The following is a 20,453-nucleotide window of genomic DNA, read 5'->3' on the forward strand; positions in this document are numbered from 1 at the left end:
ACGCCTGTCGCTGTGGATGGCTGGAATTGCCCTTCGCGGCGCCATTCATTCTCTCAACATTTACGTGATAATGCACGCTTAGTCCGATCCGCGTGGCAGCACCCATCCTAGCTCGCTATCGGGTGGCCTTAAACCTGAACAGCTCCATCGTCGCGGCTGCTGCCGAAGCAGGAGCAATCACAGGGACCCGCACTGGTGCTTGTCAGCCGTCTGACCCGCTACTTCGTCTTAGGAAGAGCATTGTCTTTGCCAAAAGCCGGCCAGTATTTCGAGATTGCCAGTGTGGCGCCGGCTGAAGAGAAATGACCATAGTCGAAATACATAAACTCTCCTCTGTCGGAATAGGGGCAGCGTCCTGCGCTGCACAGGAATTTCAGCGGATCGATGAATGTGGCGCCTTTGGTAAATGAGCGCACACGTTCGTTGATGCCGGGGTCCATCGCCATCGGCCAGGACGTATCGTCCAGATTTTGGCGCTTGGCGAAGAACGCAATTTTCCGGACGTCAGTTGGGAACTGCGGAGACTGGCCGATGACAAACACGCGCACGCCCAGGGCACGAAGCGTATCGATTGTTTGCTGAAGACCGTCGAAGCCTCTGACCTCATAGTCACTCCATTTACCGCTGAGGATAACCGTCTTGATGTCCGCTTCCAAGATGATGTCCAAGGCCTTGCGATTGAACCGGACACAATCAAGACGAGCGTAAGAGTAGTAAGAGAGTATCGGCGGGCAGCCGGCGTACGTATATTCCACGATGTTCGCCTGCAACCGATTTATGTTAGCACCCAGGCCGGAAACATAGTGCGCGGCGAAGGAGTCGCCCCACAAAAAAACCGTTGTTGGAAAACCGCGAGTGCGCGTGCAATCCTCCATATTCCAGCTTTCGATCCGGCTGGTGCCCTCGTTGAAACAGATGCCATTCCTCCAGTCCCCGACGGAAATGCGCCGCTGGACATAGTCCGGAAACCGTTGCGGAAAGCCGTTGCCGAGCGCCCCCGCCGCTCCGCCGGCACAAAGAACAACGATCGCGAGCGCTGAAAAGGCAAAGATAGGCCCCGGGGCGGTGAAGGCCCTCTTCTGTCGAAACGGCTGCTCTACAAACTTCCAGGAGAATGCAGCCAATGCGAGGCTTGCTACCAACATCGCACCGGTCATCAAAGGATCGAGTTTTTGGAACGAAAGATAATGCGCGAACGCATTGAGCGGCCAGTGAACAAGATACAAAGAATACGAGATGAGCCCAATCCAGACCAGCGGCCGGACTTCGAGCATGCGGCTGGCGACCGTCGAGGGGGAATTTTGGCCAACATAGATCAGAAGGGCCGTTCCGATGCATGGATACAAGGCGTTGTAGCCTGGGAACGGGTCGCTCTCCGAAAGCGCGAAGAACCCGATGGCGAGAAGGCCAAATCCGGCCAACCCCACCGACTCCATCAGGAATCTGTTGCCCAACGGCGGGGGGCGTTTGAGCATGAGCAGGGCGCCCAACATGAGTTCCCAGATTCGGGTCGGCAGCAGATAGAATCCGGCGGTGGGCGCCAGCGATGTCGCCATCACCGCCATTACGAAGCTGCAGAGAATTATCGGAAGAAGTGTCGTCAGCCAGCGCTTCCCGATGTAGCGATAGATTAGGAACATCAGGATTGGGGCGAAGATGTAGTACTGCTCCTCTACGGAAAGCGACCAGGTGTGCAACAGTGGTCGAAGCGCGGCATCGATCGAGAAGTAACTTGACGTTTTCCAGAAAAAAACGTTCGACCAGAAGGTCGAGGCAGCTATGATGCTAAGACCGAATTCGCGCAGATCCGATGGCAGAAGAATGAACAATGCGGCAATGCAGGTGAGAAGCATCACAAAGACGAGAGCCGGCAGAATGCGCCGGGCACGGCGCCAGTAGAAGTTGACGATCGAAAATTGGCCGCGTTCAAGGTCATCCAAGAGGCTTCCGCTGATAAGGTAGCCGGAGATGACGAAGAAGATATCAACCCCGCTAAAGCCACCCGGGATCGCCGAAATTCCGAAATGAAAGAGTACGACCGGAAGTACAGCAACAGCCCTAAGGCCCGCGATATCGCGCCTATATTGCATCCAGCGGTTCCTTTGATTTTAGATCAGGACGAGATTGGAAGCTTTCAATCTCCGGTAGGAGTGCTGCCAAGATAAGGGCCGGTATCAGCCACCTTTATCCGTCCCGAACGTTCTGTAAGTGGCAACTGGTACAGAAGCACGATCGCCATCGCCGGACTTGACGGCCTGATTGTCGAGCAGATCGCGCGGATCGTTGACCATCACGGCCAGGTTAAATCCTGTCGAACAACCAAGCGGCTGTTTGAAGGATTCTTCATTGGGTAAGGCACCATATGAGGGACAGACCGGCGGACGGGCGTGATAGACAATCGCCTCAATTCGCACTGAGCCGGCGTCGTGTTGATCGAGCAATTGAATGTTGTCTGCTTCGATTGCCAACTGCCTGGCCTGATGGGCTACCCCTGCGCTGAGCTGGGGCGAACCGCTGATGAGGAGGTGGAGGGCATCGAATCGGCCGCGACTGGCCTTGTTTAGGAAATCACGCAAACGCTGCCGTTCGGAAGCGCGCAGGCTTTGCAACGTCAGGAGGGTGGTCTCCTCTCGGACAAGCATTGATGCCGATGGTTCGACATCAACTGGCGTAGTGCTTGTGCAGCCACTTACGCTTGGTGCCAGAGCGACAAAGAGGACTATAAAACGCAACATCATTGGACGACACTATTCGATGATGAAGCCGAGACCGCCCTGGGCGCTTGGCGCGCCCGCACGGATAGCAGCGCGGTCTCGCGGGGGACTTGCCACGGAATTCGTCGGAGCGCCCCCTCCGTTCAAAGCCGGTGCCGCCCGCTCCGTAGGTGCGCTCATCTGGTTTGGGTTGGAGCCTGGTCTTACAATGTAAGGCGTAACTAGAATGACCAGTTCTGACTCCTCTTTTTGAAACGAGGACGAGCGAAAAAGCGGTCCCAGGATCGGCATTTCTCCGAGCCAGGGAAAGGCCCTGACATCATTGTTGACGTTCCGCCTGATTAGACCGCCGATTGCGAAGCTCTGCCCACTGGCGAGTTCGACGACCGTATCGGCTCGGCGCGTGGAAACTGCCGGCACGGAAATTCCGTTGATTTGCACGGCACCTTGCGTCGACAGTTCACTGACTTCGGGCGTTACGTGAATGTTGATTTGATTGTTGCTGAGAACTGTCGGCACAAATTCCAGACTGACGCCGAAGTGACGGAATTCAACCGATACCTGCCTGTTTTCCTGCAGGACAGGAATGGGAAATTCGCCGCCAGCTAGAAAGCTGGCTTTTTCACCCGACATAGCGGTGAGGTTCGGCTCAGCCAGGACGGAAGCTATATGCTCCTTGGCGAGCGCGTCGAGAACCGCGCTGACGTTGACGACACCGTTGTCGAATCCGATTTCTGCTGTACCGCCACCCTGGGTTGAACCAGATCCAGCGCTTGCACCGCTTCCGCTTAGAACGCCCACTTTGAAATTGCCGATTTGACCGAAGGCGGACAGGTTGACGCCAAGTGACTTCATGGCGCTGCGTGAGACTTCGGCTACGCGCACGCTGAGGTTAACTTGCAGGGATCCAGCGACCTTGATGTTGTTGACGACTTGCGCTCCGTCGCCCAGATATTGCTCAGTGACTCTTTTTGCGGTGTCGGCGACCTCTGCGTCGGGCGCCGTCCCGCTAAGGATTGCGCCGCGCGGCGTATAGTTGACGCGGATGGGATAGTCGCCGACCTGCTCCCGCAACATGGCGCGTAAATCCCCGATCGGTTGCGTGACAACGATACGCAATTCGGCGAGAGGCTCGCCGTTGCCGTCCAAGGCGAATAGGCTGGTCCGCCCCGATTTCTTGCCAAAGACGAAGATTGTTTTGCTCGATGGTGCCTGAAAATCCGCGATCGTCGGGTCAGCAACAAAGATGGTCGTGGCTGGCGCGGGCAGATGAACGGTCTCCCCGAGCGAAGAGGAAAGGGTCAGCGTGGCATTGATGCTATTCGAAGCCGCACGCGGCGCGCCTTTGTCCTGCTTGTTTTGCGCCGCGACACCAAGTGGGAAAGTCACAATAAGCGCGCAGAGGAGATGGCCCAGGTAACGGGGCACTGCAGGTCTCGGAACCTTGATGGCGATCGCCCGCCAATTGAGCGCAGGGCAAGGATGTTGAAGGATCAGCAAAATAGATCTTCTTTCGATTCGACAAACTATGCGGATGACGCGTCAGTCAATTCTAGAATGTAGCCAATGCCACGGATGGTCTTGATCCGTGGCGTTGCACCTGATCTGGTCAGATGTCCACGTAAACGATAGATTCCGACTTCAAGCGCGTTGGCAGACACGTCGTCGTTGAACGAATAGAGGTGATCTTCCAACTGCGCACGGGGCACGATGCGGCCTGCCCGGTTAAGCAGATGCTCTAGAATACAGAGTTCGCGACGTGCGATCATCATTGGGTGCCCAGCAACGAAAACCTGCCGGGCGACCGGATCGAAGTTGAGATTGCCAAATACGAGCCTCAGGTCGGTCATCTGTGACGCCCGGCGCAGAATGGCTCTCATTCTGGCGATAAGCTCATCGGTAGAGACGGGTTTGAGCAGAAAGTCGTCCGCACCACCGTTGAAGATCGCAATTCGCTTATCGAGATCGTTAAGGCTGCTCATAATGACGGCAGGAACTGAATGCCCGTGGGTCCTCAACTGCCTCAGCCAACCCAAGCCATCGCCATCTGGCAGAGCCAATTCCAGCAGGAGAATTTCATAGCTGGCGCAAGAAAATGCACTCGAGGCCAGTTCCAGAGTACCAACGACATCAACGACGAAGCCGCCATCCCCGAGCGCAAGTCGCATGGCGCGCGCAAGATCCGCATGATGATCCACGAGCAGCGTTCGCATTTCATCTCCTATCGAAGAGAGACGCGTCACCGGCGGCCATCTGATCGGAGCACACGGCGCACAACTCGTCGCATCTCTCGGAACAGGTCCGAGTTGGAGGGACATGCAAGTCGCTCGGTGGCAATAGGCGCGGGTGAGGACCAACTGACGGGCTCAAATACGCCGGTCGGCGAACCCACGACGCCAGCAACCCGCGTGCGATTTCTCGTTGCATCATCTCTCCTACGTGCAGCCCCTGCGCTCGCAAGGCAGCGTCGCGGCCCAGAGCCCGATTCCCACAGAGGGTAGGGTTAGCTTTCGAGAAACTGATTGAACAAATCGATTATTTGGATCGAATGCATCCACGGTATGGATGCAGCGCCGCATCTTCAACGACTGCGGCTTCCTGATGGATTGTTGTGTCTGTCGTGCTCTGCTATTTCGCTGTCCTTCAAGGCTGGCGAGTCTGGTGGAACCTGCGCGTCATTGGCTGTGGTAGCTTGATGCTCAAAAATGGAGCGCCCCGCGGAAAGCCGCTCTCAGATTTCCAAAAAGCCTTGCTGGTCCAAAAGAGCACTTCGCATCTCGACACCAAAATGGGCGAGGAAAACTGACGTCTGACAGGGATGTGTATGCAACAGCCGATTTGCGGCACCAGGAAACGACCGCGTTCAGGCTGGAGATCGACGACCAACGGCTCCTCGATTTCCGCATTCAGGCCACGACGATCGACCGCTTTCCAAGCTCTTCCTGTGCGGGCGGATGCCGGCAAACAGCAGCACAGGGTCAGGGAAACCGCGAGCGGGCCTGCTTGATCGCCATGATCACATTGCCGCTGTTGCGCGTGCGGACCGGAATGCATTCGGTCCAGCCGGTGGCAATTTCGGTCAGCACCATCGTCTGCACGAAGCTCCCCGACCAAGACGTGCCCGAATGCGCTCAACAAAGCCGGGCGGCGGATCTTTCCAATCGCCGAGGTGCGGGCTTGCACCGAGCGGCGAACTGCCGAACTCATTCCTGCCCGGCGGCGCTGGCCGCCGCGAGCGACGATGCGGACCTCAGCCGCTCCGAAGCCTCCCACAACACGATGAGCGCCTCGCGGACATCGCTGCCGTAACAGCGGCTGCGGCTCTTGCTCGCAGACGGCCTCTGCTCACGACGGTTCATAAGACGGATCGCGCGCGCTTGCGATAATAGCCGATTACCGCCCCGAACTCATTCAGAATGCGCCGCTTGTCAACGCCGCGATAACGCTCCACGATCGCCGCTTCAGTTCCGACCGTGTCGCCATGCTGAGCCGCGCCATACTTCCCCCGAACCGGAATGGCACGACCTGTCCAATGCGGCTCGTTGCCTTCGTTAATTCGCTGACCGGAAAGGTACCGGAAGTCGTCTAACGCATCTTACCCGCTGAAACGGCGGCAACACCTCGACCTCAATCGCAGATCTTAGGAAATAGACGATCGCGTGGGGGCCTGTGAGCATCCGTTCACCGGATTTCCGTCATCGGCTGAGGCGAATTGCCACCATCGACCGTTATCGGATGGGCCGCGATACGTCGCCGTATCATGATTAGGGGGCGCACCTAGCGGAGCCATAGCTCTCCACCCAGCCATGTTCCCCTCGTTGGAAGATGTCCGGCGGACCAGAGGGGTGCTGTCCCGTCAGCTTTTCCTGAAGAGCGGCCAAGGCAATCCCTACCAATCCATCACCACCTTCCCCGAATTGCCGCTCTTCATCGCCTCGAAACCGTCGAGGTAGTCATCGACCCCGATGCGGTGTGTGATCAGGCCCGACACGTCGAGAGGACCCTGCACCAGCGCGATCATCTTGTACCAGGTCTCGAACATCTCGCGGCCGTAGATGCCCTTGAGATGCAGCATCTTGAAGATGACCTTGTTCCAGTCGATCTCGAAGCCGGTCGGCGCAATGCCCAGAATGGCGATCTTGCCGCCATTGTTCATGGTATCGATCATGTCGCGGAAGGCGGGGGCTGCGCCCGACATTTCGAGGCCGACGTCAAACCCCTCGGTCATGCCGAGCGCCGGCATGACGTCGCGCAGCTTTTCCTTCGAGGCGTCGACGACATGCTGGACGCCGAGCTTTTTCGCCAGTGCCAGCCGCACCGGGTTGATGTCAGTGATGACCACTTTGCGCGCACCGACGCATTGGGCGACGAGCGCGCCCATGATGCCGATCGGCCCGGCGCCAGTCACCAGCACGTCCTCGCCGACCAGATCGAAGGACAATGCGGTGTGGACGGCATTGCCCAAGGGATCGAAGATCGCGGCAATCTCATCGGGCACATCGTCGGGGATCGGCACGACATTGTGCTGCGGGATCGCCAGATACTCGCCGAACGCGCCCGGACGGTTGACGCCGACGCCGAGTGTGTTGCGGCACAGATGCCCTCGCCCGGCGCGACAGTTGCGGCAATGGCCGCAGACGATGTGGCCTTCGCCCGATACACGCTGGCCGACCTTGTATTCGGTGACCGCTGCGCCGAAATCGGCAACGGTGCCGACGAATTCATGGCCCGTCACCATCGGCACCGGCACCGTCTTCTGCGCCCACTGGTCCCAATTGTAGATGTGCACGTCGGTGCCGCAGATCGCCGTCTTCTTGATCTTGATCAGCACGTCGTTGGGGCCGATTTCCGGCACCGGCACCTCTTCCATCCAGATGCCCGGTTCGGCCTTGGCCTTCACAAGCGCCTTCATCATGTTCGACATCAGGATTTCCCTATTCCGTGATTGCGCTTCTGGCGAGATAGCCTGCACAACGGGAAGGTAGGCCACTAACTCGTTTGAACGTCCGGAATGGTCAGCCCCGCCTGCTCGGCCTCGCGGCGCAAATTCTGACGGGGCCTGGGGCCGATCTGCTGGATCACCAATCCGGCTGCCAGTGAGCCAAGGTCGCCGCAGGTCTGCAAGTCACGGCCTTGCGTGTAGCCATGCAGGAAGCCGGCGGCATAGAGATCGCCGGCGCCCGTCGTGTCGATCAGCTCCTTGATGGCGGTCGCCTTGATCACCACGGTCTCGTCGCCGCGCACGATCACCGAGCCTTTTTCCGATCGGGTCACGGCGGCGATGCGGCAATCCTTGCGAATCTGCGCCAGCGCTTCGTCGAACGACGCCGTCTGGTAAAGCGATTTGATCTCGTGGCTGTTGGCAAAGACGATGTCGACGGTACCCGAACGCATCAGCTCGAGGAACTCGTCGCGGTAGCGGTCGACGCAGAACGAATCCGACAGGGTCATCGACACTTCGCGGCCTGCCGCGTGCGCCAGCATCGCCGTCTGGCGGATTGCTTCCTTGGCGCGCGGCGGATCCCACAGATAGCCTTCGAAATAGGTGACCTTGGCGCCAGAGGCCTTGTCCGCCTCGACATCCTCAGGCCCGAGCTCGACGCAGGCGCCGAGATAGGTGTTCATCGAGCGCTCGCCGTCGGGCGTGACGAAGATCATCGAGCGCGCCGTCGGCGGTTCACCCTTGAGCGGCGTGGTGTCGAAGGCGACGCCTTGCGCATGGATGTCGTGGGCGTAGATTTCGCCCAGCGCATCGTTGGAGACCTTGCCGAAGAAGGCGGCGCGGCCGCCAAAGCTGGCGACGCCGGCCGCCGTGTTGCCGGCGCTGCCGCCGGAGGCCTCGATCGCCGGACCCATGCGGCTGTAGAGCAGCTCGGCGCGCCTTGTGTCGATGAGGTTCATCGCTCCCTTGATGATGCCGTTGGTCTCGAGGAATGCCTCGTCGCACTGGGCGATGATGTCGACAATGGCATTACCGATGCAGAGCACGTCATAATCCGCATCAAAATCTCCGCCAAAAACCCGAGCCGGCTTCTTGCCATGCCGGCCGGGCGTGGTCTCGCGAGTTGAAATGGGTTGCCGCATGCGCTTGATCCAGCCGCCCTCACGCAGCTGCCGGTCCTGCTTCACGCAGCAAATCGTCAGCTTTGTCCGTCTTCTCCCAGGTGAACTCAGGCTCTTCACGCCCGAAGTGTCCGTATGTCGCCGTCTTGCGGTATATCGGGCGTAAGAGATCAAGCATCTTGATGATGCCTTTCGGTCGGAGATTGAAAACCTCGAGAACAAGGCGCTCGATCCTTTTTTCCTCGATCCTTGCGGTTCCGAAAGTATTGACCATGACAGAAACCGGACTGGCCACGCCGATCGCGTAGGCAAGCTGAACCTCGCAGACCTCCGCAAGGCCGCTGGCAACGATGTTCTTCGCGACATACCGGGCGGCATAGGCCGCCGAGCGGTCAACCTTGGATGGGTCCTTGCCCGAAAAGGCACCGCCGCCGTGACGCCCGGTCCCACCGTAGGAATCGACGATGATCTTCCGTCCTGTGAGGCCGCAGTCGCCGGCAGGCCCACCGACCACGAACCGCCCTGTTGGGTTGACCAGAAATCTGATCCCCGAAGTATCCAGGTGGGCCGGCAGGACCGGTTTTATGATCTCCTCAATGACGCCTTCGCGGACCGTGGCTTGTGAGACCGCTTCGTCATGCTGCGTCGACAGGACTATGGTATCCAGCGCCACCGGGCGGAGCCCTTCGTAGCGTACGGACACTTGAGATTTCACGTCCGGACGCAGCCAGCCAAGCTGTCCCGCTTTCCGGACCTCGGCCTGTCTTTTCGTCAAATGGTGAGCGAGTTGGATCGGCAGGGGCATCAATGTATCCGTCTCGTTGCATGCGAATCCAAACATGATGCCCTGATCCCCTGCCCCCTGCCCGAGATCCTGCCCTCGTCCTTCATCAACGCCCTGGCTTATGTCGGGCGACTGCTCGGTGAGGGCCAGAACGACGGCGCAACGTCGACCATCAAAGCCAATCGCATCATCGTCGTAGCCAATATCGAGTATCGTATCGCGGGCGACTTGGCTGTAATCGATGTGGGCATGGCTGGTGATCTCGCCAGCCACAACGACCATCCCCGTCTTCACCAACACTTCACAGGCGACGCGCGCCTTCGGATCGGTGCGCAGGACCGCATCGAGAATGGCATCGGAGATGTTGTCTGCCATCTTATCGGGGTGTCCCGCGCCGACGGATTCGGAAGAGAACACGAACTGCCTGGTCATAAAAATGCCCTCGCTTCAAGTGCTGGAGTTAGTGAGGAGTTTCTGGATTGGGGTGGCTTATCGGTCGGGGATGCCGGGAACATCGAACGCAGTGCAGAAGTCGGCAACGTCTCTTCGTACGCTCGCATGAACTTCCTGGTCATCGGGCTGGCGGCAGACCGAGTCGATGAAAGCGGCGATCTGCACCATCTCCGTTTCGCGCATGCCCATGGACGTCACCGCTGGCGTCCCTAAGCGGATGCCGCTTGTCAGCGCCGGATGCCGCCGGTCGCCCGGGACCATATTGAAATTCGCAATGATGCCTGCACGCGATAAGCGCTCCGCATAGGCTTTGCCTGACAGCGGCCGGTCCCGAAGATCAAGGATCAGCATGTGATTGTCAGTGCCCCCGGTGACGAGTTCATAACCTCGCTCCAGAAGCGCCTGGGCCAGAGCCTTGGCGTTGTGGACGATCTGCTGACCGTAGACACGAAAGGACGAGTTCGCTGCTTCCTGCAAAGCGACGGCAAGCGCGGCGATAGTATTCATATGCGGTCCGCCTTGCAGAAGAGGGAACACGGCGCGGTCTATACGTTTGGCCAGATTGTGTTTGCTCTTCGGATGATGGAGGGGCTGATAACGGTCTTCATTCCTTGATAAAATGAAGCCACCCCGGGGACCGCGGATCGACTTGTGAGAGGTGCTGGTGACCACATCGCAATGGGGCACGGGGTTCGGATGCACTCCTGCGACAACCAGGCCGCTGATGTGGGCGATGTCAGCCACCAGATACGAGTTCACCTCCGAAGCAATTTCGGCCATTGCCGCGTAGTCAAAAATACGCGGATAAGCAGTTCCGCCGACCCAAATTAGCTTCGGGCGTTCCCGCTTGGCGGTCTCGCGCAAGTGGTCATAGTCAATTTGCTGTGTCTTTTCGTGCAGCCTGTACGGGACGCGCTGATAATCGCTGCCGGAAAAATTGACGGACCAACCGTGAGTCAGATGGCCGCCTTCGGGTAAAGGCAAGCCCATCACTTTGTCACGGGGGCTCAAAAGCGCGCGATAGACAGCCTGGTTGGCTGGCGAGCCTGAATAAGGCTGGACGTTGGCGTGTTCACTGCCAAATAGCGCTTTCAGGCGCTCGATCGCGAGGGTCTCAAGCTCATCGACGATCTCGTTTCCGGCGTAGTAGCGCGCACCGGGGTATCCCTCGGCATACTTGTTGGTGAAAATCGACCCGGTCGCTTCCAACACCGCCGAGGAGGCAAAGTTCTCGGAGGCGATCAGTTTGAGAGTTGTCCGCTCCTGGCGCTCCTGTCTTAGAAGCAGTTCGCGAACGCGGGAGTCGACGGCGGCTAAGTGAGGCCGCCCGTAAGTGTCGGGCTGCGCGATGGCGCCGCCGGCGGAGTTATCCATGGTAGTCGCGCTCCATTTGGACTGATCTATTTCACGATCAAGCAGGCGGTCCCTTCAACCGCGCGTCTTGTATTGCTTCCAGGCGTTGTAGGTCTCTTTTATGATGACCATCATCGTGGGGCAGGAGATCGACCACCAATTGAGCCAGCCCGCCATCCTTGCCTCCTGCTTGCATATGGTACGAAGACTGCGGACGTTGTTCGTTGCAGCAAAGAAAGTTGGCTCTGACCAGCCGCCGGACGTGGCGTCGAACCTGCTCGCGAGGCAGACTGGTAATATCGGCCAGCTCGCCGACGGTTAGATCCGCATGCGCGCAAAGGCCCAGGATTCGAAGGCGATCAAGATGCGCTGCCGTCCTTACGCGATTTACCAGTGTCAACATTGGTTGGCATCAACCCGGACGGGATGCAGCAAGCCGCTAGCCCTTCTATCCCCATCAATCCGCATGAGATCTCTTCTCGTCATTTGCTGTAAATCCGCTGGTATGGATGCTAATGGAAGATGGATCACAGTCCTTTCTACGACTAAGACGCCAGATATTGGGGCTAATGTACCACCTGACAGGAGACTACGCTCACGAACATTATGTGAATTTTTTTTAACGTTGCTGAAATCAAGGGTGAGGTTTGGCGAATGTCTCGCCGTCGACTGTCGAATCCTGCCCGACGGGATTATGGGGTGCGTAGCCTGCTTGTCCTTTCCACATGACCAGCGACGATGGGGCGAAGGCGGCAGACATAGCTCTGGAGCATGCTGCGGTGTCTTTGGCCTGAAGCCGAGGAAGGCGGACCGTGGCTTCCGCGCCGCTGCCGGGAGCCCCCGAACAGGCCAAGTGGATCAGCCGGGTGTTGCCGTCATAGAGCGTGAGACCCAAAGCTGGCCAGCCGCGCCCTGAGGCTGACGCACCGCTCAGCGTCCACCTTGCTCTCGAAGCCCATCGGCATAGCGCCGATAACGACTTGACCGCGTGCGTGTCGACGAGCGATCGGTGAGCGCAAGGATCGAGGGTGCAGTGCAGGATAATGCTGTTTTAAATCAGCGCTGTTTTCAGCCGACTGCCTTGAGCGTGGGCACAAGGATATAGGCCGCAGGAGATCATCGTCTGGCTGTTCGGGAGGCCGCCCTGGGCGCGCGACAGCCGTTCCTTCGGCTGCGCCAGCTCCGCCACCATCCGCGCCGTGCCTTCCGGAGACCATTCCCGCTGCCGGCCGGCGCCCGTGAAAACCTCGACCGGCGCACCGGCTCGAGATGGCTGGGCTCAGCGTAACTCTGAAGTCGTCATATACCGAAGCCTTCACAGACTTCGGACATCTCCCTCACAGTCCGATCAAGATGGCGTCAGGAACACCGCTTGCGTTGATGCGGATGAACCCCTGCTTGTGCCACAATGACCCTTATCTCAGCGCGCGAGCCAAAGCTTCCGCGCAAGGCGACGGCTAGGATAAGGCAATGCCGACGAAGGGCACATTGCTTGCCACACTCTGGAATGATGGCATGCTCGGAAGGCCTAGGTTTTGCTCAGGGCCGCCTGCAAGGCGCGCTTGGAGGTTATTCACATAGCCTTCTGCGTAGTCCTGCGCCGTCGAGACCGAAAGATCAATGCCTGCCGCCAAGGCCTCTTCCATCAGGTGCTTTACGAGCCCATTTCGAATGGCCAGCTTGACCTCGGGGCCTGCGATAAGGCCGATCGCCTGCGCGGCCATATTGAGGCCAGCTTCCTCCAGCGCTCGCTTCATATCGCCTCCGTTAATGGCCGTACGCAGGAGATTGGCTGCTTGCGACTCAGCCTCGAGAACCATCGAGGCAAGATCGGCTACTTGTCCGAGGCCCGGAATGAAGCTGAGCAGTCCCACCGCCGTTGCCGCCAAGTCGAGCACTTTCGTCTCGATTTTGAGCACGGAGTCGACGACGTGCATGACGGCCCCGCCGTTCTTTTTGGCTGACTTAATGTCAGGCTGGTCCATCAGGCCCATCTTCATGTCCGCGACGGCATTCTGCTCTTCTGCGGTTTGGGCGCCGTGGGTGATTGGCTGCTGAACGTTGCGGTTCGCAGACGACATGTTTGTGCAAAAATGGGCAAAGTCTTTTTTGCTGATATTGCCGGAATCAACCGTATGCCCGCCGCCAAAGTCGAAGAATTTATGATGGGTCTTATAGCCCGTGATCGAATTGTTCAGGAGGCCAAACAAAAGAGGATCTGAAAGGAGCTGAGAGGCTGCTTCCCGCACTTTCGGATCAAGGCTCTTGTCGTCTTTCATTTTCGCCAGTTTGTCGCGAGTCAGAACACCGCTTCCAAAGAACGTGTCCTGATGGTCCTTGATCATCTCGACCGTATTCAGCTCAGTTTGCGTGAGGCTCATCGACGATGAGGCGACTTGCAGGAAATCCTCTTTGTGCATCTTCCCTTTCGAGCCACCGCACAACTGGTTCCAAGCATCGGGGTGATCGAGGAAATATTGCGCCGCCGCAATGACCTGGGGCGGAAATTTGCCGTTTTTCGATTCGCCGCCGACCATTTTCTTGAACTCATCCAGACTCAGGTCCTTGGACAGATTTTCGGAGTACCGGTAAAACTCCCGCAAGGCATCGCTCAAGGTCATGACCGAAGGCTGCAAACCTCCGCTGCCGTCGGATGGTATGTAGTTCTGCTCGTAGCTTTGCGCTTGGGCTTCCTGAAATGCAGCAACTTGTGGGTGGTGGTTTGAAAATCCGGCCAAGTCCTTGGCGTTGATCTTGCCTCCACAGCGGCCGTCGCCCTGCGAGCCAATCGCATAAAAAAGTCCCGAATCCTGCTGCAGTCCCTTGATCGCCGCTTTCAGATCCGGTGGCGTAGAGGGATCATTGGCTTTCTCGGTCAACGACTTCCAACTAAGCGGGCATTGGTCCTTGTGACGGTTGAGTACCGCAACAATCTGCAACTCAGCCGTGGTCAGCGACCCACCGTTCCACGTGATTCCGGGGCTCGGCCTGGGAGCCGGCTCGATCTTCGGGGTGACGCGGAGCAGATGTTGGGCTTCAGTCGCCTTGGAGCGTTGCGATTGGTCCTCCTTGAGAGCCGCCCTCATATGTGGCGGCAGCAGATCCAGTGGGTGTTGCTCCAAGCCCTTCAATGTCGATTCGACATCCGGTGCCAGATGGCCCAAAGGGTCCTGCCGCAATTTATCCATTGTCGAATCAAGATTCGACGTTGGCAGATCCCCTTGCGCGAAAGAGCCGGGCTTGTTTGCCAGCACACAAGTGGACAGCATCGCTTCGAAGCACGATGCACTTTGCTGATGCTGGGTCGCAAAATGGGAAACTTTCAGGCCCGGCCAACCCCTTGCGGACTGTAGCGAATTTGAGCGGTAGAAAGTTGAAAGATTGCTGGCCGACATTGTGCATCCTCAGACGTGACGTTGAAATCCCCACAAGAGACCCCGACAGAAGATCCCTTGCGTTTCACAAAATTCGACAATTCCAAGCGTCGGCAGGTCACGAATGCGCCTGCCCTGCCTTCAATTGCTGTGTTCCGGGCCGGCTCCAAGGTTCGGTCCAACACAATGGCCGGAGTCACCGCGAGAGCTGCCGGGACTCATCATGAGCGGATTAGCTTTCGAGAAACTGACGAGTTTGCGAAGAGTTCACAAAGGGGTAGCCGCAGTCATGTTCTTCAGAGCTGCGGCAAATCCTCAATGTTCATTTCTTGCCCAGCTCAGGCTTCCCGCCAACGCTATCCTGTTGTGGGATGTCAGAAGAATAAGAAGCATCCGGTCGTCCGTCGCGAACGACCGTAGTGGAGGAGCCGCGAAACAAGATCAGCACTGATTCCTTTGGCGTGGCCGCTATGTGAGTCTGCGCCTGCGCCTCCGCCACCAAGCCGTTAAAGGTCTGCTCCACGAGTGCGACGAAGCGCGGTGGACCGGAAACGAAGACGAGGCCATTGCCTGGCACGGGTTTGACCACATAGCGCTCGTCGGAGATATCAAGCTTGTCGAGAGCCCCCTTGAACGCATCGAAGCGAATCGACGTCATCAAAAGCATTCGAGTTTGCGATTCTTGTGCAGCAGACACATAGAGCACAAGGCCGTCATAGTACCATTGGAGACCGTAAAGGTTCGTCAAGCGGTCGAGGAACGCGCGCGGTGGCAAATCAGGCATACGTCCGCGAATTCGCCCCTTCACCGCAGGACTGATGTTGACCCTGATATTCAGGTTGTTGCCGAATTCCTGCAACGCTGCAGCGAGTTCCTGATCCAGAACCGTGTATCTATAGGGTGTCGCCGGAAGGGACAGCGGGACTGCGTGCGCCGGGTGAATCCCGGTGGACAGAAAAAACCCGGCACAGAGAAGTCTCAAAACATGCAGGGTGACGGGTTGGATAAGCGTTCTCGGCATGTCGCACTGATAAACCAAACGCTGAAATCATCACAAGTGACTAAATTGCCGAAGAGATTTTAGATGTCGAAATGACGCCGCCGTTAGTCAGCTTGTTGTCAGCTTGCCCCCCTAGGAGTGTTGCGCCGACACCGGGTGATGAATGGGCGGGGCCCGCCCGGTCAGAGAGAGCAACCGAGTCCTTACATGATGATGCCTGTCACGTCGATCTCTGCCACTCTAACGGCTGGCCTCCCCAGGGTCGGATCACCGTCGATTGTCGAGCAGGCCCAGTTTGAGCGCGCCTTAGGGCATGCAGCCGACTCGCTGAAAAACAATGCCGCCGCGGAGCCAGCGAGTGCGGCGCCAGTTGCTGCGGCGATGGATGTTCAGCGCGCGGCTGCGCCGACGAGCGGCATGGGCGATCGCGTGTTGCAGACGATTTCCTCCCTATATCCACACAACACTGTTTCCTTCCCCGCGCTCGACCATGACATAGCCCTTTCGAAGGGCGCTCTACCGGGACCGGCGCAGAAGCTTCCCGTCGCAGGTGAGGCGGGAACCGGAATCTCGGGCATTCCTCAACAAGGGCAAGACTTCGAAACGATGATGGCTGGTCTTCGGGATGTTTACAACGGCGTCACCCAGGTGGCGCTTATCTCCAAAGGCGTCAGCGGCGTCACATCATCCGTGAATAAACTTTTGAAGGAAGGCTGAACCGCGCGCATGATTGGCTTGGCCGAGGGCGAAATCATGCGTGGCCTGTCAGGGTGGCGGTCGGTTAGACTTGTCATGCTGCTAGTTCTCGTCGCCCTCAGTGCTTGCAAAACCGACCTCTACACGCAATTGCAAGAGCGTGAGGCAAATGAAATGCTCGCACTTCTTGAAGACAACGGGGTCGCCGCGATCCGGGTGGTCGCCAAGGATGGGACCAGCACGATCCAGGTTGACGAAAAGCTGCTCGCCTTCTCAATCAACCTTCTGAACGCCAAGGGGTTGCCGCGCCAATCCTTCAAGAACCTCGGTGAGATATTCCAAGGATCAGGCCTGATTGCCTCGCCGACCGAGGAGCGTGCCCGTTACGTGTATGCCCTGAGCGAAGAGTTGTCGCGGACGATCAGCGATATCGATGGCGTTTTTTCTGTACGTGTTCACGTCGTGCTGCCGCATAACGACCTTGTGCGAGCCGGCGCCACGCCATCCTCGGCCGCGGTGTTTATCAGGCACGACGCCAAAACAAATGTCGCGGCTCTGCTGCCAAAGATAAAGATGCTGGTAGCCGACAGCATCGAAGGCTTGTCCTACGATAAGGTGGAAGTGGTTTTGGTGCCGGTAGAACGGTCCGCACACGAGCAACGGCCCGATCCGACTGCTGTTTTGCCACAAGCATCAACACCTCTTCCTGCGCCAATTCTGGCGACCGTGACAGGTTTTGCCGCAGCCGTATTCGCAGTGGCCTGTTATCTCTTGGTCAGCGTTGCTACGCGTCGGCGCAAGCAATCAACCGGCGTTTCCAAGGTCGAGGGGCGCCGGGATGCTTCTGCTGTCGAGGCCATTCGCAAAAGAATGCCTGCAATTGGACGTGGGTGACATCTCATTGCCAATGCCTATACAGACCGCCCGACCTGATGGTCCGCACCAATTGCGTTTTCCGGGCGCGAGCGAGCTTGCGGCTTCGGCCCATCCGACCCGTCTAGCGGCGCGTCTTGATCCAGCGTTATCGGCAGAAACGTTAGTGAAGTTGCAGAAGTGTTCCAGACTGCATCCAAGGCTGGCAGAATTGCTGGGCAACTATGACGTGGATCTGAACCACATCGGCTGCAGGCCGGACCTTCTACGCGGGCACGATCCATATCGAGCTGCCCTTCTTGCTGGTAGTATCTGGCATGCCCGTTCGCTGGTCGCGTTTGTCTCTCAGCCTGAGCTTGCCATCCTTGTTAAACGCATCGGCGTGGATGCACACGCATTCGGAATCCGACACCTGCTGCATGCCGTTGAGAACAGACTGATCGCGGACCCAGAAAAACTCGCTCAGCAAATCGAATACGATGGACATGCATGTCTTGGGGCTTGGCTCCAGGACAGTTCAGCGACCGAGCGTAACCGCGTGCTTCTTCGGTTGCCCGAGGGGACTGCCGCGGAGACTCCAGCACCTGAGCATTGGACCGCCGCCGGCCAATTGCTTTCACTTGTACTAGCTCATTTTGAGACAGAGACCCCGGTGAAATGACAGCCGAACTTTCCGAGGGGCCAATAGCGCCGCAGATGCGTCCAATCGGACCACTGATACCCGCGAGCGAGCTCGAAACCTGGCACAGCGCCGCGCAAGCGCTTGCCGCGGCAGAACGGCATCGGCAGCGCGTTCGAAACTGGGCACGCGCCGTTTACCAGCGGGCGTGGGTGCGCGGCCACATGGAGGGCTCGAATGCAGGCACCGAGGAGATGGCAGGGCTGATTGCGGAGACAATCTCCGAAATCGCGCGACGAAAGGCGGCTCTGGAGCAGGAATTGCCGCAGCTCGTGATGGAAATATTGAGCGATCTTATCGGCGCTTTCGATCCGGGCGAGCTACTGGTGAGGGCTGTTCGTCACGCCATAGAGTGTCAATACAGCGGCGCCGAAGTTTGCCTTCATGTTTCTCCCATGCAAGTCGACATGCTTGCACGAGAGTTTGCTCGATGCGACGGCCAGGATGGTCGACCAAGGGTGCGGATCGAGCCCGACCCGACGTTGTCGCCGCAACGGTGCGTGCTGTGGAGCGAGTACGGCAATGTCGACCTGGGACTTGACGCCCAGATGCGCGCGCTGCGCCTTGGTTTCGGGACGCTATGTGAAAAAGGCGAGCTATGAGAAAGCCCGTCCCAGAACATAACGCTGACGCCGACACTCGAGCTCTCGTTCCAGCAATCTCGTCTTTGAGGGCTGCGGCCAAGCGAATTGACACGCGTGCGGTGCGCGGTCGGATCACGCGGGCTATCGGCACACTGGTTCATGCCGTCTTGCCAGATACTCGTATTGGGGAACTTTGCCTCCTAGAGGACCCGCGAACCGGGCTGTCGCTCGAGGCCGAGGTGATCGGCCTGTCGGGTGATGGTGTATTGCTGACACCGATCGGGGACTTGGTGGGCCTATCCAGCCGCGCAGAGGTCGTGGCCACTGGCCGAATGCGTGAGGTGCCCGTCGGCGGCGATTTGCTCGGTCGCGTGATCGACAGTCGTTGCCGCCCATTGGACGGCAAAGGCGAAATCAAGACCGTCGAAACTCGGCCCCTGCATGGCAGAGCCCCCAATCCGATGACGAGGCGCATGATTGAGCGGCCATTCCCGCTTGGGGTCCGTGTCCTCGATGGTCTGCTGACGTGCGGCGAGGGCCAGCGGATCGGGATTTATGGCGAGCCAGGTGGTGGCAAGTCGACGCTGTTGTCACAGATCGTAAAGGGTGCCGCCGCTGACGTCGTCATAGTGGCGCTCATAGGCGAACGTGGACGGGAAGTTCGTGAATTCATCGAAAGGAATCTTGGTGAAGAGGGCCTTCTCCGTACGGTCGTCGTGGTTGAAACCTCCGACCGCTCGGCGGTGGAGCGTGCGCAATGCGCTCCAATGGCGACTGCGCTCGCGGAATATTTTCGCGATCAGGGCCTACGCGTTGCTCTCATGCTGGATTCGCTGACGCGCTTCTGCCGCGCTATGCGCGAAATAGGCCTTGCTGCGGGTGAGCCGCCGACGCGACGGGGCTTTCCTCCTTCCGTTTTTGGCATGCTGCCAGGCCTGCTCGAGCGCGCCGGCATGGGTGAGCGGGGCTCAATCACGGCCTTCTATACGGTGCTTGTAGAGGGTGATGGCACGGGTGATCCAATCGCCGAGGAATCGCGTGGTATTCTCGATGGCCATGTCATCCTCTCACGCGCTATTGCGGCGCGATCGCATTTCCCCGCTATTGATGTGCTGCAGAGTCGCAGCCGCGTCATGGATGCAGTCGTTTCGGGGACACATCGCAAGGCAGCATCCATTTTCCGCGAGCTCCTATCGCGCTATGCCGAGACCGAGTTCTTGATCAATGTTGGCGAATACAAGCCAGGTGGAGATCCCCTGACTGACCGGGCCGTCGCGTCAATCGACGAACTGAGGGAGTTTCTGCGCCAGAGCGAAGATGACGCGTCAGATTTCGAGGAGACGGTCGCATGGATGTCGCGTCTGACCGCGTGAACTGGGTTCAGTCTTCGAGGTTACGGCTTCTGAAGGAAATGCAAGAGCGTCGTGCCCTTGGCGAGCTGTCCAAGAAGGAAGCCCAGCGCGATGTGGCCGCCTCAGCCGTACAAAATGCCGCTAGGGAGCTTGCAATGATACAGCAACATTGTTCAAGAACAGAAGCAGCGCTCTATCAGCATCTGATGTCACTCGACAACTTGTCTAGCGCAGCGCTCGACCGTCACCGCCTTCACACTGAACAGCTTGCCGCTGAGATCACTTCCAGACGGCAGATGCTTGATGATGCCCAAATCGCTCAAGAGGAGGCTGAGATGGCGGCGTCCAGGACGAGGGAGCTATGGGTCATATGTTCGGCGGCAAGGGACAAATGGCAACAAATCGAGGACGACGTGCGGCGCGCCGTCGAGACTCATTCGGAGGCCGCAGCCGAGATCGAGGCCGACGACGAGATACTGCTGAAATATGCGAGGGGGTCGCTTGCCTAAATGCCGCGCAACCGGATCC

The 20,453-nt window shown here is 58.4% G+C and carries 18 protein-coding genes; 6 read left to right on the plus strand and 12 right to left on the minus strand.

The genetic code is table 11. The annotated features are described in order from the left end of the window. Window positions 1–218: 218 nt before the first annotated feature. From E5X88_RS28870 to E5X88_RS28885, 4 genes are all read right to left on the minus strand, one after another. A complete protein-coding gene (locus E5X88_RS28870; protein ID WP_091595825.1) occupies window positions 219–2,090 on the minus strand; it encodes an acyltransferase family protein in 1,872 nt (623 codons plus the stop codon). 84 nt (window positions 2,091–2,174) lie between these two features. Beyond that, on the minus strand, window positions 2,175–2,738 hold the full coding sequence (locus E5X88_RS28875) for a CpaD family pilus assembly lipoprotein (RefSeq protein ID WP_029354878.1): 564 nt from the start codon (window positions 2,736–2,738) through the stop codon (window positions 2,175–2,177). Window positions 2,739–2,747: 9 nt separating this feature from the next. Further along, window positions 2,748–4,169, minus strand: coding sequence for a type II and III secretion system protein family protein (locus E5X88_RS28880; protein WP_051695798.1), 1,422 nt, complete (start codon window positions 4,167–4,169; stop codon window positions 2,748–2,750). A gap of 71 nt (window positions 4,170–4,240) precedes the next feature. Further along, window positions 4,241–4,927, minus strand: a complete 687-nt coding sequence (locus E5X88_RS28885) for a response regulator transcription factor (RefSeq protein ID WP_029354874.1) — start codon at window positions 4,925–4,927, stop codon at window positions 4,241–4,243. A 607-nt stretch (window positions 4,928–5,534) separates the two neighbouring features. Between E5X88_RS28885 and E5X88_RS28890 the strand changes: the two genes are divergently transcribed. Next, complete coding sequence (locus E5X88_RS28890) at window positions 5,535–6,023, plus strand: hypothetical protein (RefSeq protein ID WP_164747350.1); 489 nt, start codon at window positions 5,535–5,537, stop codon at window positions 6,021–6,023. 580 nt (window positions 6,024–6,603) lie between these two features. Here the strand turns inward: E5X88_RS28890 and tdh are convergent. The 7 genes from tdh to E5X88_RS28925 all read right to left on the minus strand — a co-directional run bounded on the left by tdh (window position 6,604) and on the right by E5X88_RS28925 (window position 15,762). Continuing rightward, the gene (gene tdh / locus E5X88_RS28895) at window positions 6,604–7,638 is read right to left on the minus strand and encodes an L-threonine 3-dehydrogenase (protein WP_091595827.1); all 1,035 of its coding nucleotides are present in this window, start codon (window positions 7,636–7,638) and stop codon (window positions 6,604–6,606) included. 65 nt (window positions 7,639–7,703) lie between these two features. After that, window positions 7,704–8,798 carry an adenosine kinase gene (locus E5X88_RS28900; RefSeq protein ID WP_245316490.1) on the minus strand — a complete coding sequence of 365 codons (1,095 nt, stop codon included), beginning with the start codon at window positions 8,796–8,798 and terminating at the stop codon, window positions 7,704–7,706. Window positions 8,799–8,817: 19 nt separating this feature from the next. Further along, window positions 8,818–9,993 carry a methionine adenosyltransferase gene (gene metK / locus E5X88_RS28905; RefSeq protein ID WP_063169265.1) on the minus strand — a complete coding sequence of 392 codons (1,176 nt, stop codon included), beginning with the start codon at window positions 9,991–9,993 and terminating at the stop codon, window positions 8,818–8,820. Window positions 9,994–10,050: 57 nt separating this feature from the next. Beyond that, window positions 10,051–11,388, minus strand: a complete 1,338-nt coding sequence (gene glyA, locus E5X88_RS28910) for a serine hydroxymethyltransferase (protein WP_091595829.1) — start codon at window positions 11,386–11,388, stop codon at window positions 10,051–10,053. A gap of 37 nt (window positions 11,389–11,425) precedes the next feature. Then, window positions 11,426–11,770 (minus strand): helix-turn-helix domain-containing protein, encoded by a 345-nt coding sequence (locus E5X88_RS33730; RefSeq protein WP_091595831.1) that lies wholly within the window; start codon window positions 11,768–11,770, stop codon window positions 11,426–11,428. A 1,054-nt stretch (window positions 11,771–12,824) separates the two neighbouring features. Continuing rightward, on the minus strand, window positions 12,825–14,636 hold the full coding sequence (locus E5X88_RS28920) for an HrpF/NolX family T3SS translocon protein (protein ID WP_236370748.1): 1,812 nt from the start codon (window positions 14,634–14,636) through the stop codon (window positions 12,825–12,827). 427 nt (window positions 14,637–15,063) lie between these two features. Beyond that, window positions 15,064–15,762: a secretin N-terminal domain-containing protein gene (locus E5X88_RS28925; protein ID WP_091595837.1), complete on the minus strand. Its 699-nt coding sequence runs from the start codon at window positions 15,760–15,762 to the stop codon at window positions 15,064–15,066. Between the two features lie 186 nt (window positions 15,763–15,948). Here E5X88_RS28925 and E5X88_RS28930 point away from each other — a divergent pair, with 186 nt between their 5' ends. Both E5X88_RS28930 and sctJ read left to right on the plus strand, forming a co-directional pair. Further along, complete coding sequence (locus E5X88_RS28930) at window positions 15,949–16,458, plus strand: nodulation protein NolB (RefSeq protein ID WP_029354864.1); 510 nt, start codon at window positions 15,949–15,951, stop codon at window positions 16,456–16,458. Between the two features lie 9 nt (window positions 16,459–16,467). Next, on the plus strand, window positions 16,468–17,331 hold the full coding sequence (gene sctJ / locus E5X88_RS28935) for a type III secretion system inner membrane ring lipoprotein SctJ (protein WP_091595839.1): 864 nt from the start codon (window positions 16,468–16,470) through the stop codon (window positions 17,329–17,331). Between the two features lie 244 nt (window positions 17,332–17,575). Here the strand turns inward: sctJ and E5X88_RS28940 are convergent, their stop codons facing one another. Continuing rightward, the gene (locus E5X88_RS28940; protein WP_029354860.1) at window positions 17,576–17,797 is read right to left on the minus strand and encodes a hypothetical protein; all 222 of its coding nucleotides are present in this window, start codon (window positions 17,795–17,797) and stop codon (window positions 17,576–17,578) included. Window positions 17,798–17,967: 170 nt separating this feature from the next. On the opposite strand from E5X88_RS28940, the gene sctL reads away from it, so the two are divergent. The 3 genes from sctL to E5X88_RS28955 are packed head-to-tail and all read left to right on the plus strand — an operon-like array spanning window position 17,968 to window position 20,434. After that, entirely contained in the window at window positions 17,968–18,591 is a 624-nt protein-coding gene (sctL, locus tag E5X88_RS28945) for a type III secretion system stator protein SctL (protein WP_091595841.1), read from the plus strand. Next, the gene (gene sctN, locus E5X88_RS28950; RefSeq protein WP_024505372.1) at window positions 18,588–19,946 is read left to right on the plus strand and encodes a type III secretion system ATPase SctN; all 1,359 of its coding nucleotides are present in this window, start codon (window positions 18,588–18,590) and stop codon (window positions 19,944–19,946) included. The genes sctL and sctN overlap by 4 nt, the downstream gene beginning before the upstream one ends. Then, a complete protein-coding gene (locus tag E5X88_RS28955) occupies window positions 19,922–20,434 on the plus strand; it encodes a hypothetical protein (RefSeq protein WP_091595843.1) in 513 nt (170 codons plus the stop codon). The genes sctN and E5X88_RS28955 overlap by 25 nt, the downstream gene beginning before the upstream one ends. Window positions 20,435–20,453: the final 19 nt, after the last annotated feature.

It is taken from the genome of Mesorhizobium sp., from assembly GCF_004962245.1.
GTDB lineage: Bacteria > Pseudomonadota > Alphaproteobacteria > Rhizobiales > Rhizobiaceae > Mesorhizobium.

Coding starts and splice junctions, on each gene's coding strand:
- E5X88_RS28920 (WP_236370748.1), bottom strand. CDS start 14,636: ATGCTGTCCACTTGTGTGCTGGCAAACAAGCCCGGCTCTTTCGCGCAA.
- tdh (WP_091595827.1), bottom strand. CDS start 7,638: ATGTCGAACATGATGAAGGCGCTTGTGAAGGCCAAGGCCGAACCGGGC.
- E5X88_RS28955 (WP_091595843.1), top strand. CDS start 19,922: ATGGATGTCGCGTCTGACCGCGTGAACTGGGTTCAGTCTTCGAGGTTA.
- sctN (WP_024505372.1), top strand. CDS start 18,588: ATGAGAAAGCCCGTCCCAGAACATAACGCTGACGCCGACACTCGAGCT.
- sctL (WP_091595841.1), top strand. CDS start 17,968: ATGACAGCCGAACTTTCCGAGGGGCCAATAGCGCCGCAGATGCGTCCA.
- E5X88_RS28940 (WP_029354860.1), bottom strand. CDS start 17,797: ATGTCCATCGTATTCGATTTGCTGAGCGAGTTTTTCTGGGTCCGCGAT.
- E5X88_RS28930 (WP_029354864.1), top strand. CDS start 15,949: ATGATGATGCCTGTCACGTCGATCTCTGCCACTCTAACGGCTGGCCTC.
- E5X88_RS28900 (WP_245316490.1), bottom strand. CDS start 8,798: ATGCGGCAACCCATTTCAACTCGCGAGACCACGCCCGGCCGGCATGGC.
- E5X88_RS28885 (WP_029354874.1), bottom strand. CDS start 4,927: ATGCGAACGCTGCTCGTGGATCATCATGCGGATCTTGCGCGCGCCATG.
- E5X88_RS28925 (WP_091595837.1), bottom strand. CDS start 15,762: ATGCCGAGAACGCTTATCCAACCCGTCACCCTGCATGTTTTGAGACTT.
- glyA (WP_091595829.1), bottom strand. CDS start 11,388: ATGGATAACTCCGCCGGCGGCGCCATCGCGCAGCCCGACACTTACGGG.
- E5X88_RS33730 (WP_091595831.1), bottom strand. CDS start 11,770: ATGTTGACACTGGTAAATCGCGTAAGGACGGCAGCGCATCTTGATCGC.
- E5X88_RS28875 (WP_029354878.1), bottom strand. CDS start 2,738: ATGATGTTGCGTTTTATAGTCCTCTTTGTCGCTCTGGCACCAAGCGTA.
- E5X88_RS28870 (WP_091595825.1), bottom strand. CDS start 2,090: ATGCAATATAGGCGCGATATCGCGGGCCTTAGGGCTGTTGCTGTACTT.
- sctJ (WP_091595839.1), top strand. CDS start 16,468: ATGATTGGCTTGGCCGAGGGCGAAATCATGCGTGGCCTGTCAGGGTGG.
- metK (WP_063169265.1), bottom strand. CDS start 9,993: ATGACCAGGCAGTTCGTGTTCTCTTCCGAATCCGTCGGCGCGGGACAC.